We start from the raw sequence: 17,715 nt of genomic DNA on the forward strand, positions 1-17,715 counted from the left end.
TAAACAATCCTCCTAAAAGTATAAAATAATTTATTTCTATATATGTATATGCAACAAAAATAAATTATTTCCACTTTTATTTAGTCATTTGTAATTAATATCAATATTTTTCCTTCTTTAAAATCTATAGTTACATCTTTATCTTCTAAAAATTCGTTACTTATTGCTCTTGGCTCTAATAATTTTAAATCATAATCTTCTAATTCATATTTTGCATTTTTTATAGTAAATCCTTTTACAACATCAGACAATGCATGAAAAGAAAGATATTTTCCTTCTTCCCTTTTTATCACTTCATTTTTTTTACCTAAATAAATTTTGTTGTTATCATCTTCTATAATAAGCTTTATATTATCTTCTATGCTAGTTAAAAATAATCCTAGATTCCCAAGTGTATGATCTAATCTACTTCCTATTCCACCTAAGATATAAATTTCTGTAGCCTTCATTTCTTTCCCTATATTATATCCTAAATGAGTATCTGTATAATCCTTTTCTGTACTATACCCTTTTGTTTCAATCCCCATACGCTTAAAATATTCTAAAGCTTCTTTTTTCCCTGAATCAAAATCTCCAACTACTAGATTTGGTTTTATATTATGCTCATACAATGTATTTATTCCACCATCTACTCCAATGATATACTCTGAATACCCTACATACTTCTCTAATAATCTATAACTTGGCTTATTCCCACCTGTTACAATAAGAACTTTCATTACTTTGTCTTCCCTATTAAAGTATCTATATTATTAAAAATATCCCCATTATATACGGCTGAACCTGCCACTGCTATATCTACTCCAGCATCATACACGATCTTTATATTATCTTCTTTTATTCCACCATCTATTTCTATTAAAAGCTCTTTATTATATTTATCTTTAAGTTCTTTAAGTTCTCTTACTTTATCAATAGAATACTCTATAAAGCTTTGTCCTCCAAACCCTGGATTAACACTCATTATTAACACCATATCTAAGTTCTTAACTAAATCTTTTAATACCCCTACTGGTGTCCCAGGATTTAAAACAACTCCTGCTTTCACACCTTTTGATTTTATATATCCTATAGTTCTATCTATATGTCTGTCTGCTTCATAATGAACTGTAATTATATCTGCTCCTGCATCAATAAAGTCATCTACAAACTTTCCTGGATTTTCTATCATTAAATGTACATCAAATACTTTATTTGTATATTTTCTTATAGCTTTTACAACTGGTGCTCCAAATGTTATATTTGGTACAAAGCTTCCATCCATAACATCTATATGAATATACTCTGCATTAGATTTATCTAATAATTTTATTTCCTCTCCTAATTTTGCAAAATCTGCTGATAAAATTGATGGTGCTATACTAATCATTATTTATACTTCCTTCCACTTAAAATTTCTTCTAAAGTTCTTATGTAGAACTCATATCTAAATTTATTTATTTTCCCTTCTTCTACAGCTTCCTTTACTGCACAATTTGGTTCCTTATAATGAATACATCCTCTATATTTGCAAGAATTATTATACTCATAAAAATCTGGAAAATATTCTTTTAAATCTTCTTTATCTATAAATGTTATATCTAAAGTTGAAAATCCCGGTGTATCTACAATATACCCGTCTTCAACCTCTATAAGCTCGCTATGCCTTGTTGTATGCTTTCCACGACCTAGCTTCTCACTTACTTCCCCTGTCTCCATATGCTCTCTTTCAGTAAGCTTATTTATAAGGGTAGATTTCCCCGCCCCTGACGGTCCACATAAAACAGTAATATTACCTTTTATTTCTTCTTTTAAACTTTCTAATCCAAAGCCTTCCTTTGCTCCTATAAATAAAACATCATATCCAATTTCATTTATTTTTTCTTTTAACTCATTTTTTTCTTCTTCACTTACTAAATCAACCTTATTTAAACATACAATTGCTCTTATGTTATTACTTTCACATAAAACTAAAAATCTATTTAGTAAATCAAAGTTCAAATCAGGATTCTTAACTGCAAAAACTACAAATGCTAAATTTACATTAGAAACCGTTGGTCTTATAAGCTCTGAACTTCTCTCATAAATCTTTTCTATTCTTCCCTTACCTTTTTCAATTGCAATTTCTACTTCATCACCAACCATTGGCTTTAGTCCTTTATATCTAAAATTCCCTCTTGCTTTACACTCTATTATTTCATCTTCTGTTTTTATGTAATAGAAGCCGCCTATTCCTTTTAATATTCTTCCCTTCATGCTACCTCCAAAATATCTTATTCATTTATAATATACCCCTTTTAGAAAAATTTTTCTAGTTTTTTAAAAAATAAAAGACAATTGAATAAACTCAATTGTCTTTTAAAACTTTAATTTTCTTTTTTCGCAGTGTCTTGTTGTGGTTTAACTGCATTTGGAGTTACAGTTGGTGTTGTACCATCTCCTGATGCTGGTGGTTTTGTACCATCACCTTCACCCTCTGGTTTTACATCTTTAGGTCCTGTACTAACAACTATAGTTACGCTACTTCCTTTATTAACAGTTGCGCCTACTCCCGGAGTAACACTTATTACATTTCCTTTGGCTACAGTTTCACTTGAAGCTTCCTGTTCATTAACAGTTAAACCTAAGTTTTCTAAAGCTGATGCTGCACTACTCCCTGCATTACCAACAACGTTTGGTATTGTAACTGTTGTTGGCGGTGTGTATTTTGCAACAGTTATTGTAACTGTTGTTCCTTCATTTACACTTGATCCTGCCCCTGGATTTACACTAAGTACTTTTCCGTCTTGACTTTGATCTTCTGTATTTTTTGTTACAACATTTACCTTTAAATTAACATTAGAAAGAGCTTCTTCTGCTTGCCCTTGGCTCATTCCTACAACGTTTGGTACATTTTGTTTTACAATCTTAGGACCTATGCTTATTGTTAAAGTTATAGGTGTTGTCTTTTGTGCTTTTGAACCGATTTGTGGTGTCACTGCTATAACATCACCCTTTGGTACATTATCATTATTTTCTTGGCTAATTAAAATAGTAGTAAATCCTAAACTTTTTAGTTGACTTTGTGCCTCTTGTTGAGATAATCCATTTAAATCTGGTATTTCAATTCCGGCTTCACCTTTACTTATAGTAACCTGTACTGTGCTACCTTTTTGAACTTCTGCACCTACTGATGGATTACAGCTTAAAACAGTACCTGCTTTTGCTGGATCTTCAACTTCTTTAAATTGTGCAACTAATCCTTGATTTTCTAAAGTTGTTTGTGCTTCTGATTCAGTCATTCCAATAACATTAGAAATTTTAACATTTTCTACTTTCTGCTTTGGCTTTGAATTAAGGAACATAAACATTGATCCAGCACCAACAACAATAATTATTACTGCTACTGCTATCCCAATAAGAAGATTTCTTGTAGTCTTCTTTTCTTTACGACTACTTTTTTCGTTTCTTTCATCCTCTTCTTCTTCCTCTTCATCCTCTTCTTCATCATAATATCCGTCTAATTCATCTTCATCATAATATTCTTTATTTTTCTCTTCTGCTTCTTTTATCTCATCTTCTTTAATAGGTGCCATTATAATAGTTTCACTACCTACTTTAGAATAAGTTTTTTCTTCACCTAATGTTGCATTAGGATTATTTTTAATCTTTTTTAAATCTTCTATAAGTTCTTTTGTATTTGAATATCTTTTATTTACATCCTTCTCAATACATTTAAGTATTATAGTTGCGTAAGCTTCTGGCATACTTCTATTTAATTCTTTTGGATTCATTGGTGCTTCTTGTATATGTTTAAGTGCTATTGTAACTGGTGAATCTGCATCAAAAGGAACTTTCCCAGTTATCATTTCATACATCACTATACCTAATGAATATATATCACTTCTATAGTCTACTAAACCACCCTTTGCTTGCTCTGGTGAAAAATAATGAGCAGAACCTAATATAGTGCTTGTGTTTGTAAGTGTTGCAGAATCTACTGATTTAGCTATTCCAAAATCAGTAACTTTAGCTACACCTTCACTTGTTACAAGAATATTTTGTGGTTTAATATCTCTATGAACTATCCCATTTTTATGTGCACATTCTAATGCTTTAGCTATTTGTAATGAAATAGTTATAGCTGTATCATAACTTAGTCTTCCAAATTGATCTACAAGCTCTTTTAAAGTTTTCCCATTCACATATTCCATAACAATATAATTTTCATTTTCATCTGTACCTACATCTAATACATTTACTATGTTCATATCTGATAATTTTGCAACTGCCATAGCTTCATCTTTAAACTTATCTACAATTTCCTTATTATCAGCATATTCTTTTTTTAGAATTTTCACTGCAACAAATCTATTTAACTTATTACATCTAGCTTTATATACAATAGCCATTCCGCCTTCGCCAACTTTTTCTAAAAGCTCATATCTATTGCCTAACACTTCCCCATTCATATTATCTATCTCCTCCAAACAACATCACAGTTATATTATCCTTGCCTCCATGTTCTTTTGCTTTTTCTACTAATTTATTGCAAGGATTGTCTTTTTCTTCTATGAGTATTTTGTTTATCTCTTCATCGCTTACTTCATTTGTAAGCCCGTCTGTACAAAGTAAATATCTTTCATATTCACATTCATCAAATACAAACGTATCTACTTCTAGATCTAAGTCAGTTCCTAGTGCTCTTGTTATTATATTTCTATTTGGATGTTTTTTTGCTTGTTCATAAGAAATGCTTCCTATATCAACTAATTGTTGTACAAGAGAATGATCTTTTGTTAGTTTAATCATTCTTCCTTCAGTAAATCCAAAACAAGAACTATCTCCTACATTTGCAATTACTATTTTTTTACCTAATCTTAACAACGCTGTTATAGTAGTTCCCATTCCTTGCAATTCATCAGTTTGTTTAGCATAATTATAAATTTCTTCATTTGCTTTTTCAATTGCTATTTTCAAGCTTTTTTCTAAATGTACATCTATTGTATCTCTAATAAATTCAATAACTTTTTCTACTGCCATCTTGCTTGCAATCTCTCCCGCATTATGTCCACCCATGCCATCTGCCACAACATACACTCCATAATTTTCGACCTCATACAAGCCACAATAGTCTTCGTTTAAACTTCTAGTACATCCCACATCACTTTTATACTCTATCATAACACTTACTCCTTAAGCTTTATTTTTCATATAGCTTCTTCTAAGTTGCCCACAAGCTGCATTTATATCAGTTCCCATTTCCCTTCTAACAGTGGCTTCTATTCCTGCATCTTTTAAGATTTTTGCAAACTCACTTATAGTCTTTTCTGAAGATCTCTTAAATGTATTTTCTTTTATTTCATTTACAGGGATTAAGTTAACATGACATAAAATTCCTTTTAAAAGTTTACCTAAAGCCTTTGCATCTTCTTTCCCATCATTAACATCTTTTACTAATGAATATTCAAATGTTACTCTTCTATTTGTTTCGAGTATATAATTTTTACACTCTTCTAAAATTTCATCTATTGAATATTTGTTTGCAATAGGCATTATTACTCTTCTTTTTTCATCACTAGTTGCATGTAATGATATTGCAAGAGTTACATTTAACCCTTCTTTTGAAAGTTCTCGTATCTTAGGCACTAATCCACAAGTTGATAATGTTATATGTCTTTGACCTATATTAAGTCCATACTCACTATTAACCTCTTTTAAAAATTTAATTACATTCTCATAATTATCTAGTGGTTCCCCACTTCCCATTAATACTATATTAGAAATCCTTTCGCCTTCTACCTCAGTAGCTCTTAAAACTTGCCCTAATATTTCACCTGACGTTAAGTTTCTAACTCTTCCATCTATTGTAGATGCACAAAACTTACATCCCATTCTACATCCAACTTGTGTTGAAACGCAAATAGTATTTCCATGCTTATACTTCATGATTACTGATTCAATTAAATTTTCATCATCTAATTTTAGTAACATTTTCTTTGTTCCATCTACATTAGAATTAAAAACTTCTACTACTTCAGGTATGTAAATAACAAATTCTTCTTTTAATTTTTCTTTTAATGATTTTGGTATATTTTTCATTTCATCAAATGAAAATACCCCATTATATATCCAAGAAAAAATTTGTTTTGCTCTAAATGCACTTTCTCCATTTTGAGTAAGGAAGGTTTTTAATTCTTCCATATTATAATCTAATAAATTCTTCATGTTTTTTCCTCTTTACATCTTTTTTATCTTTGCTATGAAAAATCCATCCATGTTTTTATTTGGTAATATTGTTACCATTCCATCTCTAGTATATTCTATATTTTCCATTTTTCCAACATTTAATAATTCTAACTCTGCATCTTTAAAGTTTTCTAAAAACCATCTTACATTCTCTTCATTTTCTTTTTTATTTATTGTACATGTTGAATATACCATTGTACCGCCTGACTTTAAATATTCCCATGAATTTTTCATTATTCTTCTTTGGATTTTTGTTATTAATCCCATTGTATTTTCTCTTTTATTCCATTTTATTTCCGGCTTTCTACTTATTATTCCAAAACCAGTACATGGAACATCTATAAGCACTTTATCTGCTTTATTTATAAGCTCTTCATTTAAAACTGTTGCATCCATTTGAGAGACTTCTACATTTGTAATTCCAAGTCTAGTACAGTTTTCTTTTATTAAGTTTAACTTATTTTCATGAATATCAAAAGCTAATATTTTTCCTGTATTCTCTAAAATCTCACCTATATGAGTTGTTTTTCCTCCTGGCGCGCTACATATATCTAATACAGTATCTCCTTTTTCCGGATTTAGTACATAACTTGCAAGCATTGCACTTTGATCTTGAACTGTACATTTCCCTTCAACAAATAATTTATTGCTTTCAATTGAACTTCCATTTTTAATTAAGATAGCATCTTTAGCTAAATCGCCTTTTTCTATGTTATACCCTAATTCTTCAAGTTCATTATACGCTTCTCCAAAACTATTTTTAAGTTTGTTTACTCTTATAGTTATTCCTGGAGTTTTATTTAAACCTCTCATTATCACTTTTGCTTTTTCTTCTCCATACTGCTCTATAAATAGCTTTACAAGCCATGGCTCAAAAGAATATTCAAATGATATTTTTTCAATTTCATTTGGAAACTTTATTCTTACTTTCCCTTCTTTTTTAAGATAATTTCTTAAAATACCATTTACAAGCTTTGAATCCTTAAGTGATATTTTTTTAGCAGCCTCTACTGCTTCATTACAAGCTGCATAGCTTGGAATTTTATCTAAAAACCTTAATTGATATATAGCCGCTCTTAATATATTAAGTATTCTTTTATCCATCATACTTAAATCTCTTACAAATGAACCTATAACAATATCTAAAGTTCTTTTACGTCTCAGCGTTCCATATACAATTTCTGTTGCTAATGCCTTATCCTTACTATTTAAATCACTTTCATTTAACTCTTTAGATAAGGCTATGTTTGAATATGCCCCCTCTAGTAAAACTCTATTTAATACCTTTATAGCTATGCTTCTGCTATTCATAAAATACCTCTTCTTTCACTTTTATCCTAAAATTTCTGAAATTTCTATACTATGTCCATTGATATATTGCTCTATTGTTAATGGTTTTCCATTTGGAAACTGTATTTTTTTAATTAAAATTTTTCCCTTTTTAGCTTTTACTAAAATACCCTCTTTTGATACTTTTTCTATCTTACCAAAGTCTTCATTATTCCCATCTTCTGCGAAAACTTCTGTTTCATAAACCTTCATATTCATTTCTTTATAAGTTGTATGCGCTATTGGCCATGGATTTAATCCTCTAACCTTATTATGAATTTCCGTTGCGCTTTTTGAGAAATCAATTATTCCAGTATCTTTATTTAACATTTTAGCATAAAAAGTTTCACCTTCTTGCTTTTCTGGTGTTATACTTCCATCTACTAACCCATTAATAGTCTGTACTAAAGTATCTGCACCTCTCTCTTTTAAAATGTTATAAAGTTCACCTGCTGTCATATCTTCAGGAATCTCTACCTCATCTTTTATAAGCATATCTCCTGTATCTAGTCCTACATCCATAAGCATTGTTGTATTTCCTGATACTTTTTCACCATTCATTATTGCCCAGTTTATAGGTGCTGCTCCTCTATACATAGGTAAGATTGAACCATGTAAGTTTATGCATCCATATTTAGGAATATCTAAAACCTCTTTTGTTAAGATTTGCCCAAAAGCAACTACTATAATAAAGTCTGGCTCCATAGCTTTAAGTTCTTCAATCATCTCTCTGTCATCTTTTAGTTTAATTGGTTGAAAAACTTTAATATCATGCTTTACTGCAACTTCTTTAACTTCTGAAAAACCTAGCTTTTTTCCTCTTCCTTTTTTCTTGTCTGGTTGAGTAAATACCCCCATTACTCCAAATTCTTCTATTAATCTTTCTAAAGAGGGAACAGCAAAATCTGGTGTCCCCATAAAAACTATCTTCAATTTTTTATCCCCCTAATCTATAACCTTATCTAAGAATAAAGTTCCTTCTAAATGATCATACTCGTGACAAATTGCTCTAGCTAAGAATTCTGTTGCTTCTAAAGTAAATTGTTCACCTTTTTCATTTAACGCTTTAACCTTAACATAGTTTGGTCTATCTACATCACCAAATTCTCCCGGTGCACTAAGACATCCTTCTTCACCAACTTGGCTTCCTTTAACGTCTAATATTTCTGGATTTATAAATATTCTTGGTCCAAAATCATCATAGATATCTACTACAAAAATTCTTTTTAATACTCCAACTTGAGGTGCTGCAAGTCCTACACCATCTGCCTCATACATTGTATCTATCATATCTTCAATTAAAACTAATGTTCTATTATCTATTTTATCTACAACTTTACTTTTCTTTCTTAATACATCGTCACCGTTTTTTCTTATATTTCTTATTGCCATCTTTCTTCCTCCTATAATAAACTATTTGGATTAATATCTATACTTATTCTTATATCATTATAAACACTCTTATTTAATTTATAAAGTTTATCTTTTAAATTAAGTATTTCCTCATAATTTATTTTTCCTTTTATTATTATACTATATCGATAATATTCACGTATTTTACCAATTATACATTTAGTTGGACCTAATACTACAATTTTATCTAAATTTTCTTTTTCAATTTCATTGTATAGGTATTTCATAAACTCCCTTAACTTTTCTTCATCCTTTGAAATACCTTTTATATATATTATTTTACCAAAGGGTGGATAATTCATCAATTTTCTAATAGAGAGTTCTTCTTTAAACATCCCTTTATAATTTCCATCTCTTGCATATTTAATATAATTATTATCTGGGTCATAAGTTTGAACTACAACTTGGCCTCTATCCTCTGCCCTTCCTGCTCTTCCTGCTACCTGTGTTATTAAATCAAAGGTTCTTTCCCCAGATCTATAATCTGGTATGTTCACAGAAGTATCTGCAGCTATGATTCCTACTAAATGAACATTTTTAAAATCATGTCCCTTGGTTATCATTTGAGTTCCTATTAAAATATCTGCTTCTCCATTTTTGAATGTATTATATATTTCCTCATAGGAATTTTTCCCTTTAGTTGTATCCTTATCCATCCTTAATATTCTTGCATCTTTAAAATATTTTTTCGTTTCTTCTTCAACCTTTTCTGTTCCTGCTCCAAAAAATTTTACATACTTACTATTACACTTTGGGCATACCTTCACATCATTTTTTCGTTTTCCACAATAGTTACAAGTTAAATATCCTTCTTTATGATATACCATCGATATATCGCATTTATCACATTTAAATACATATCCACAACTTCTACAAGAAATAAAAGTTGAGAATCCTTTTCTATTTAAAAATAAAATAACTTGCTTTTTATTGTCTAAGGCCTCTTTTATTTCTTTATATAATTTTCTACTAAACATAGAAAGATTTTTCACTTTTAATTCTTCCCTCATATCAACTATATCAATTTTAGGCATTTCTCTTTTAAATACCCTATTTTTCAATTCTACAAGCTCTATCTTTTGCACTAATGCATCTGCATAGCTTTCTATAGATGGTGTAGCTGTTCCTAATATATATTTAATATTTTTTGTTTGACTTAAATATTCACAAACCTCTTTAGTATCATACTTAGGATTTGTTTCTGATTTATATGTGCTTTCATGTTCTTCATCTACAATTACTAATCCAAGATTTACAACTGGCATAAAAATAGCACTTCTTGCTCCTACTATTAGCCTTGTCTTTCCATCTTTTGCTCTATTCCATTCATCATATCTTTCACCTTCTGAAAGCTTACTATGATAAACTCCTACAACATCTTTAAACCTTCTCTTAAACCTCTCTATCATTTGAGGTGTTAGTGATATTTCTGGTACTAGTACTATTGCAGACTCTCCTTTTTCTAAAGCTTCCTTCACTAGATTCATATATATTTCTGTTTTACCTGAACCTGTTACTCCATGAAGCAGAACTCCCCTCTTAGAAGTTTCTCTTATTTTTTTCAATGCTTCTTTTTGTTCTATTGTTAATTTTTTTTCTTCATCATGTCCATAATATTTATCGTTATATCTATAAATAGTTTCTTCTTCAACCTTTAAAAATTCATTTTTTATAAGCGTATTTACAAGGTATATTGAATATCCCATTTTAGATATTTCAGCTTTACTTAGCCCCTTATTATCTTTTATAAATTGGAATACTTCCTTGTAATTTTCCTTTTTTGAAAATTCTTCTGTAAGTTCTTTATTTATGTTTACAACATTCTTTGTTTTTTCCTTTATACCTCTTGTTATACCTGTTGGAACTAATGCTCTTATTGCATCTATATACTTACATAATGTTCTTTCTCTTAAAAAATTTATCATATCTAAATTTTCTCTTGTAAGTATGGGTTCTTTATCTAATATTTTATTTATTGATTTCAACCTATAGTTACCTTCAAACTCTGTTTTTAATCCTATTACATAACCTTGAAGAAATCCTTTCATGCTTCCAAAAGAAATGCGCACCCTATGTCCAACTTCTATCTCATCTCTCATTTCTTCTTTTACTTTATATGTAAATGGTCTATCTATTTCTATTGCTTCACTATTTATTATTATTTCTGCATAAAGCTCCATTTAAAATAAACCACCCTTCTAATATAATAAGAAAGCGCTACAAAGCGCTTTCTTTTAACTTAATTAAATATACTATCAAATATATTCATTGCAACTTCTCTCTTAGACATAGTTTCAAGCTCCTTTAGACTTCCATCTTTTTTAATAATAAACACCTTATTATCATCTGAACCAAACCCTGTATCTTTAGCTTTAATATCATTTGCTACTATAAAATCTAAATTTTTCTTTTCTAGCTTTCTTTTAGCATTTTCTATTAGAGAATTACTTTCTGCTGCAAATCCTACCAAAATCTGATTTTTCTTTAAACCTCCAAGTTCTAATAATATATCTCTATCACTAGTTAACTCTAAGCTTAAATCATCACCATTTTTCTTAATCTTTTCTGTATTATAATCTTTAACCTTAAAATCCGCAACTGCAGCTGACTTTATAACTATATCTGCATCTCCAAAGTTTTCTAAAACCTTTTCTCGCATTTCGCTATTAGTTTCCACATTTATTACATTAATCCCATTTGGAGCTTCTAAATTCTTAGTTCCCGATATTAAAGTAACATTTGCACCTCTGTCTCTTGCTTCTAAAGCTATTGCATATCCCATTTTTCCTGTAGAATTATTTGTAATAAATCGTACAGGATCAATATTAGCTTTTGTAGGTCCTGCTGTAACTACAACATTTTTCCCAACTAAATCTTTTTTAGGATATAGTTCCTTAAGGACATGGTCAACTATAACCTCTGGTTTTGGTAATTTACCCTTTCCTATATCTCCACATGCAAGTCTTCCTGCATCTGGTTCAATAAATTCATAACCAAAGCTTTTTAGCTTTTCTATATTTTCTCTAACAATTGGATTTTCATACATATTTGTATTCATTGCTGGAGCAAATATAACCTTTGCTTTTGTTGCCATAATTGTAGTTGTTAACATATCATCCCCTATACCATTTGCTACCTTACCTATTACATTTGCAGTAGCTGGTGCTATAAGCATAATATCTGCCTCTTGTGCTAAACTTATATGTTGAATCTCCCATGCTTTAGGTTCAGCAAACATATCTGTTATAACCATATTTTGGCTTATCGATTGAAATGTTAATGGTGCTACAAATTTAGTTGCAGACTCAGTCATAATAACTTTTGTTTTTATGTCCTTCTTTCTTAAAGCACTTACTATATCTAATGCTTTATAAACTGCAATCCCACCTGTAACTCCAACTACAACACATTTCCCCTTAAACATTTTTTACTTCTCCTCTGGAAGTTCAAATTCAAATGCATCTTCATTAACTTCATTTATTGCTATTGTTAATGGTTTATTTGATTTCACATCACTTAATGGTGTGCTTCCTGCTATTATTTGTCTCGCTCTTTTTGAAGTTAAAGTTACTAATGTGTATCTTTCCTCCACCTTTTTTAATAAATCATCTACTGATGGATTAATCATAGAATTGCTCATGTATAAAACCCTCCTTGGAATCTAATATTTTATCTTTTATTCTATCTACTCTGCATTTTTCTGTTGTTATTATAGCTTCGATTTTATCTACTGCTAAATCAACTTGATCATTTACAACAGCGTAATTATACTTTGAAATATAATTTATTTCTTTATAAGCTGCCTTAAATCTAGTCATTAATGATTCTGGTGTTTCACTTCCTCTATTAATGATTCTTTGTTTTAACTCTTCCATTGATGGTGGAAGTATAAATATAAATATACCGTCTTCACTATTTTCTTTTACCTTTAGCGCTCCTTGTATATCTATTTCTAAAATTACATTTTTTCCACTATCTAACAGTTTTTGAACATCCGTCTTAGGAGTTCCATAGAAATTTCCGTATACTTCTGCATACTCTAGAAATTCATTGTTTTGTATTTTCTCTTTAAAAGTCTCTCTAGTTAAGAAATGATAATTTATACCATCAACTTCCCCTTCTCTTGGACTTCTAGTAGTTGCAGAAACTGAAATATGTAAATCATCACGTTTTTCTAATAACGCCTTACATATAGTCCCTTTCCCTGCACCTGACGGGCCAGATATAACTAATAAAACGCCTCTTTTCATTATTCATCTACCTCATCATCATGATCATCTTTATTTGATAGTCTGTGTGCTACTGTTTCTGGTTGAACTGCTGATAAAATAACATGATCACTATCAGTTATTATAACAGCTCTTGTTCTTCTTCCATAAGTGGCATCTATAAGCATTCCTCTATCTCTTGCTTCTTGAATTATTCTTTTTATAGGTGCTGATTCTGGACTTACAATAGCTACTAATCTATTTGCAGAAACTATATTCCCAAATCCAATGTTTATTAACTTTATACCCATTATTTTCCTCCTATTATTCAATATTTTGAACCTGTTCTCTAATTTTTTCAATTATATTTTTTATATCAATAACTATATTAGTCATTTCTATATCACTTGATTTTGAAGCAATCGTATTTGCCTCCCTATTCATTTCTTGAACAATAAAATCTAATTTTCTACCAATAGATTCATTAAGGTCTAATGTACTTCTCATTTGTATTATATGACTCCTAAGTCTTATAATCTCCTCATCTACAGTAGCCTTATCTGCTAAGATTGCAATTTCCATAGCTAATCTATTTTCATCTACTTCCTTAGCCTCTGTAAGTTCTCTTATTCTTTCACTAAGCTTTTCTTTATAAACCTTTGGAACTCTATCACCTATAGCTTCTATTTTGAAGGAACCTTCTTCAATATACTCTAATTTAGAAAGTATATCCTCTTTTAATTTATTTCCCTCTTTTTCTCTCATATCTATCATTAAACCTAAAGATTTATTTATTAAATCGTTTATTTCTAAATATGTTTCTTCTAAGTCTTCATCTTTTTCTACTATACTTAAGACTTCAGGGAATTTTGAAATCTTTGAAACCGTAATATCATTTTCAATTTCTAAAAACTCTGCCATTTCATTTAACGCTTCATAATAACTTTTAGCCAGTTCTTTATCAAGTTTAACTTCATTGCTTGATTTAGAGTAACTTTTGAAATTTATAAAAACATCAACTTTTCCTCTACTTAAACGACTACTGATTATTCCACGTATTTTTTCTTCTAATGGAAACATAAATTTAGGCATTCTAATATTCATATCTAAATACCTGTGATTTACACTTTTCATTTCTATTGAAAAAACTCTTCCACTACCTTCTTTACTACTAGCTCTTCCAAAGCTAGTCATACTTCTAGCCAAACCTCTCCCCTCCTTCTTTTTTAAAGTATAATCCTATATTACTTTGTACTTATCTATAAAGTCAATGGTTTGTTCACACAAAATTAACATTTGAATTTTATTTTTAATAAAAAAAATGATGTTCTAAACAAAGTCTTTCAACTTTCTCTAGAACATCATATATTTCTTTTTTTATAATAAGAATAGTTTTATTATAAATATTATAGCTAAAACTATCATTACCCCTGATACTTTTATTTTTTCTTCTTCATTTTTTGCAAAGAACATATTGTAAATAAGATTTATAAATACATATGCTAATACCCCTATTGTTAATCCATCTCCAATACTATACATAAGAGGCATACCTGCTATTGTTAGGAATGCTGGGAAGCCTTCTCTAATTTCATCAAAATCAATATTTTTAACTGCCCCAAGCATTAAAAATCCAACATAAATTAAAGCTGGTGCTGTTGCACATGCTGGTATTGCTATAAATATTGGTGAGAAGAACATAGCTACTATAAATAATACTCCTGTAGTTATAGCAGTCCATCCTGTTCTTCCTCCTGCTGCAACCCCTGTTGAGCTCTCAACAAAAGTTGTTACTGTTGAAACTCCCATAACTGCTCCAGCAGTTGTCCCAATTGCATCCACCATTAATGCTTTCCCTGCATTTGGAACATTTCCTTCTTCATCAAGCATACCTGCTCTTGATGAAACTCCTACAAGTGTTCCTATCGTATCAAAGAAATCAACAAATAAGAAAGTAAATACAATTGTTATTATTGGTCCTATAGCCTCTGGTCTTAATAAATAATCTAATCTTAATTGCCCTGCAATAGGTGCAATACTTTCAAATTTTATTATTCCTTCTGGAAGATAAATTCCAAGGGCAGCTGCGTAAGCTGGGTCATATAAAGCATACGCCCATGCCCCTAATGTAGATGCTACTATCCCTATAAGAATTGCACCCTTTATACCTTTTCTATCTAAAATTGCTATAATTATAAGTCCAAGTAATGCTACTAACACAGTTGGTCTTGTAAAATCTCCAATTGATACAAGTGTTGCTGAATTTTGTACTACCATTCCACCACCTGTAAATCCAATAAATGCAATAAATAATCCTATTCCTGCTGTAACTGCAAATTTCATGTTCATAGGAATGGCTTTTACAACTGCTTCCCTCATTTTAAATGCAGACATTAACATAAATATAATACCCTCAATAAATACTGCTGTTAGTGCTACTTGCCAAGGAATCTGATCTTTTAATACAACCGTATATGCAAAGAATGCATTAAGTCCCATTCCTGATGCTAATGCAAATGGTAAGTTTGCAAATGCTCCCATTAAAATAGTTGCAAATCCAGCTGCTAAACATGTAGCTGTAACAAGTGCCCCCTTGTCCATTCCCGTATCACCTAAAATATTAGGATTTACAGCAATAATGTACGCCATAGTTAAAAATGTTGTTACCCCTGCAATAATTTCCTTTTTAAAATCTACATTTTTATTGTCTAAGATTTCAAAAAATGATTTTTTCTCATTCATTCTCTTTTCCCCCTTAAAATACAAAAAGCCATTACAATTAAAATACTAATCGTAACAGCTTTAGAAGTTATTCTATCCTTGTTGCTCATAGTTAGATATTTAAAGGTATCTAGTAGAAACGGCAAACCGTATTATTGCCATATATGAGTTATCTCGTTAACATTATATTAACAACTTTAACGAATGATGTCAACTTCTTTTTTATTATTATTTTGTTTATTTCGAATATTCTTCCTATCTCTTCTCTATTTTATTCGTTTATATACTATGTTCATATAACCCTTGCTCAAAAATATCCATAATTTCTTCTTTTTTAACCTTTGAATTTATGGCTATAAGCAACTTTATTCTAGCCTTTTGTCCTGGCATATTATCTCCAAAGATTACACCCATATCTCTTAAATGTTTCCCACCACCTTCATAACCGTAGGATTCAAACACTCTTCCTTCAAAGCATCTTGAAACAATTACTACCGGAATCTCTTTATCTAATGCTTTTTTAACCCCTTCAACCATTTTAGGTGGAATATTCCCTCTTCCCATACCTTCAATTACAATTCCGCCAATTCCCTTCTCTACTATGTAATTTAAATAATCTGACTCCATCCCCGCTACACATTTAACTAATGCAACATCTTTTTCTAAGCTTTCTGGGCACATTTTTATTCCTTTTTTTCCTTTTCTATAGAAAATAACTTTATTATTATCTACTATACCTACCGGTCCAAAATTTGGTGTCCTAAAGGCATTTAATGCCATAGAGTTTGCTTTAGTAACTTCTCTTGCATCATTTAATTCCCCATTAAAACAAACTATTACTCCTCTTGATTTAGCTTCATCCGATATTGCCGTACATATAGAAGTAGCTAAATTAAAAGGTCCATCATATCCAAGTTCTGAACTACTTCTCATAGCACCTGTAACTACAATTGGTTTTTTTGTTTTTACTGTAATATCTAAGAAATATGCTGTTTCTTCAAGAGTATCTGTTCCATGAGTTATAACTACTCCATCTATATCATCTCTATCAACTATTTTTTGTGTATATTTTGCAAGTTCTAACATAATTTTTGGTGTAATATGTGGTGAAGGCAGACTTGAAAAACTATGATTTTCCACCTCAGCATGTCCTTCTATTCCTGTCACCATGGCCATTATTTCTTCCCCACTAAGACTTGGAACTGCTGCTTGTATTCTTTCATCTACCTTCATTGAAATAGTTCCACCATTAAATATAACCGCTACCTTTTTCATTATTATTTCCTCCTTTTTCTTTTGTTTCTTTTTAAGATATATAAGAAGCCTCTCTATCTTAAAATTAAACTTCTGTTTTTATTATATATTTTTTCAAATTTTTTATCCACTAATCTTTAAAACATCCCCACTCTCAACCTTTGATTCAAATCTTTTCTTTATAAGAGGATACATAGTTGCAATATATATATATCCTTCTTCAAAATCAAAATTTAATACTACGACAATTTGAATATCTACTTTTTTCATAAATTTTAAAGAAATATTATTTTCATTTTTACTTATACCTACATATTCTGGAGCTTTAATAACTTTTTCAATTACTGTACTTATATTTTTTATGATATTTTTTGTTAATTGTTTTTTATGTCTTTTTTTTATATGGTTTAAGACACTTTTATCAATATACACCTCATTGTTAAAGTCTATTCCTAAATCTTTTAATAGTTTTTTATCTATCTTTCCAATTTTTTTATATGCATTATACTTTTTTTCCATAAACTTCACCAAGCCTTAGATTTTTTGTATAAAATAATATTTCTTACTTTTAATATATTACTAA

Annotated in this window: 18 protein-coding genes and 1 riboswitch; all 18 genes read right to left on the reverse strand. The window is 29.9% G+C overall.

Translation table 11 applies throughout. The features are described 5' to 3' along the window. Nucleotides 1–80 precede the first annotated feature (80 nt). The 18 genes from ACRC28_RS03320 to ACRC28_RS03405 all read right to left on the reverse strand — a co-directional run bounded on the left by ACRC28_RS03320 (nucleotide 81) and on the right by ACRC28_RS03405 (nucleotide 17,651). Nucleotides 81–719 (reverse strand): thiamine diphosphokinase, encoded by a 639-nt coding sequence (locus tag ACRC28_RS03320; RefSeq protein WP_438542034.1) that lies wholly within the window; start codon nucleotides 717–719, stop codon nucleotides 81–83. Beyond that, nucleotides 719–1,369, reverse strand: a complete 651-nt coding sequence (gene rpe, locus ACRC28_RS03325; RefSeq protein ID WP_438542035.1) for a ribulose-phosphate 3-epimerase — start codon at nucleotides 1,367–1,369, stop codon at nucleotides 719–721. Before rpe ends, ACRC28_RS03320 begins: the two co-directional genes overlap by 1 nt. After that, the gene (gene rsgA / locus ACRC28_RS03330; RefSeq protein WP_438542036.1) at nucleotides 1,369–2,235 is read right to left on the reverse strand and encodes a ribosome small subunit-dependent GTPase A; all 867 of its coding nucleotides are present in this window, start codon (nucleotides 2,233–2,235) and stop codon (nucleotides 1,369–1,371) included. The genes rpe and rsgA overlap by 1 nt, the downstream gene beginning before the upstream one ends. 110 nt (nucleotides 2,236–2,345) lie before the next feature. Beyond that, on the reverse strand, nucleotides 2,346–4,430 hold the full coding sequence (pknB, locus tag ACRC28_RS03335; RefSeq protein ID WP_438542037.1) for a Stk1 family PASTA domain-containing Ser/Thr kinase: 2,085 nt from the start codon (nucleotides 4,428–4,430) through the stop codon (nucleotides 2,346–2,348). Nucleotide 4,431: 1 nt separating this feature from the next. Then, nucleotides 4,432–5,142 carry a Stp1/IreP family PP2C-type Ser/Thr phosphatase gene (locus ACRC28_RS03340; RefSeq protein WP_438542038.1) on the reverse strand — a complete coding sequence of 237 codons (711 nt, stop codon included), beginning with the start codon at nucleotides 5,140–5,142 and terminating at the stop codon, nucleotides 4,432–4,434. A 12-nt stretch (nucleotides 5,143–5,154) separates the two neighbouring features. Further along, entirely contained in the window at nucleotides 5,155–6,186 is a 1,032-nt protein-coding gene (gene rlmN / locus ACRC28_RS03345) for a 23S rRNA (adenine(2503)-C(2))-methyltransferase RlmN (protein WP_438542039.1), read from the reverse strand. Nucleotides 6,187–6,198: 12 nt separating this feature from the next. Further along, nucleotides 6,199–7,518 carry a 16S rRNA (cytosine(967)-C(5))-methyltransferase RsmB gene (gene rsmB, locus ACRC28_RS03350; protein ID WP_438542040.1) on the reverse strand — a complete coding sequence of 440 codons (1,320 nt, stop codon included), beginning with the start codon at nucleotides 7,516–7,518 and terminating at the stop codon, nucleotides 6,199–6,201. Between the two features lie 21 nt (nucleotides 7,519–7,539). Next, nucleotides 7,540–8,469 carry a methionyl-tRNA formyltransferase gene (fmt, locus tag ACRC28_RS03355; RefSeq protein WP_438542041.1) on the reverse strand — a complete coding sequence of 310 codons (930 nt, stop codon included), beginning with the start codon at nucleotides 8,467–8,469 and terminating at the stop codon, nucleotides 7,540–7,542. 12 nt (nucleotides 8,470–8,481) lie between these two features. After that, nucleotides 8,482–8,928, reverse strand: a complete 447-nt coding sequence (def, locus tag ACRC28_RS03360) for a peptide deformylase (protein WP_438542042.1) — start codon at nucleotides 8,926–8,928, stop codon at nucleotides 8,482–8,484. Between the two features lie 11 nt (nucleotides 8,929–8,939). Then, nucleotides 8,940–11,129, reverse strand: a complete 2,190-nt coding sequence (gene priA, locus ACRC28_RS03365) for a primosomal protein N' (RefSeq protein WP_438542043.1) — start codon at nucleotides 11,127–11,129, stop codon at nucleotides 8,940–8,942. A gap of 59 nt (nucleotides 11,130–11,188) precedes the next feature. Beyond that, on the reverse strand, nucleotides 11,189–12,373 hold the full coding sequence (gene coaBC / locus ACRC28_RS03370) for a bifunctional phosphopantothenoylcysteine decarboxylase/phosphopantothenate--cysteine ligase CoaBC (protein ID WP_438542044.1): 1,185 nt from the start codon (nucleotides 12,371–12,373) through the stop codon (nucleotides 11,189–11,191). 3 nt (nucleotides 12,374–12,376) lie between these two features. After that, nucleotides 12,377–12,589 (reverse strand): DNA-directed RNA polymerase subunit omega, encoded by a 213-nt coding sequence (gene rpoZ, locus ACRC28_RS03375; protein WP_438542045.1) that lies wholly within the window; start codon nucleotides 12,587–12,589, stop codon nucleotides 12,377–12,379. Beyond that, nucleotides 12,570–13,199, reverse strand: coding sequence for a guanylate kinase (gmk, locus tag ACRC28_RS03380; protein ID WP_438542046.1), 630 nt, complete (start codon nucleotides 13,197–13,199; stop codon nucleotides 12,570–12,572). The genes rpoZ and gmk overlap by 20 nt, the downstream gene beginning before the upstream one ends. Further along, nucleotides 13,199–13,468 (reverse strand): extracellular matrix/biofilm regulator RemA, encoded by a 270-nt coding sequence (gene remA / locus ACRC28_RS03385; RefSeq protein ID WP_024614595.1) that lies wholly within the window; start codon nucleotides 13,466–13,468, stop codon nucleotides 13,199–13,201. The genes gmk and remA overlap by 1 nt, the downstream gene beginning before the upstream one ends. 13 nt (nucleotides 13,469–13,481) lie before the next feature. Continuing rightward, nucleotides 13,482–14,363 carry a YicC/YloC family endoribonuclease gene (locus ACRC28_RS03390; protein WP_438542047.1) on the reverse strand — a complete coding sequence of 294 codons (882 nt, stop codon included), beginning with the start codon at nucleotides 14,361–14,363 and terminating at the stop codon, nucleotides 13,482–13,484. Nucleotides 14,364–14,534: 171 nt separating this feature from the next. After that, nucleotides 14,535–15,899 carry an NCS2 family permease gene (locus ACRC28_RS03395; protein WP_438542048.1) on the reverse strand — a complete coding sequence of 455 codons (1,365 nt, stop codon included), beginning with the start codon at nucleotides 15,897–15,899 and terminating at the stop codon, nucleotides 14,535–14,537. Nucleotides 15,900–15,967: 68 nt separating this feature from the next. Next, nucleotides 15,968–16,066: riboswitch (purine riboswitch) on the reverse strand. Between the two features lie 91 nt (nucleotides 16,067–16,157). After that, nucleotides 16,158–17,153 (reverse strand): asparaginase, encoded by a 996-nt coding sequence (locus ACRC28_RS03400; protein WP_438542049.1) that lies wholly within the window; start codon nucleotides 17,151–17,153, stop codon nucleotides 16,158–16,160. Nucleotides 17,154–17,255: 102 nt separating this feature from the next. Then, entirely contained in the window at nucleotides 17,256–17,651 is a 396-nt protein-coding gene (locus tag ACRC28_RS03405) for a PBECR2 nuclease fold domain-containing protein (protein ID WP_438542050.1), read from the reverse strand. Between the last annotated feature and the right edge of the window lie 64 nt (nucleotides 17,652–17,715).

The sequence above is a fragment of the Clostridium sp. genome, from assembly GCF_051650885.1.
Lineage (GTDB): Bacteria > Bacillota > Clostridia > Clostridiales > Clostridiaceae > Clostridium.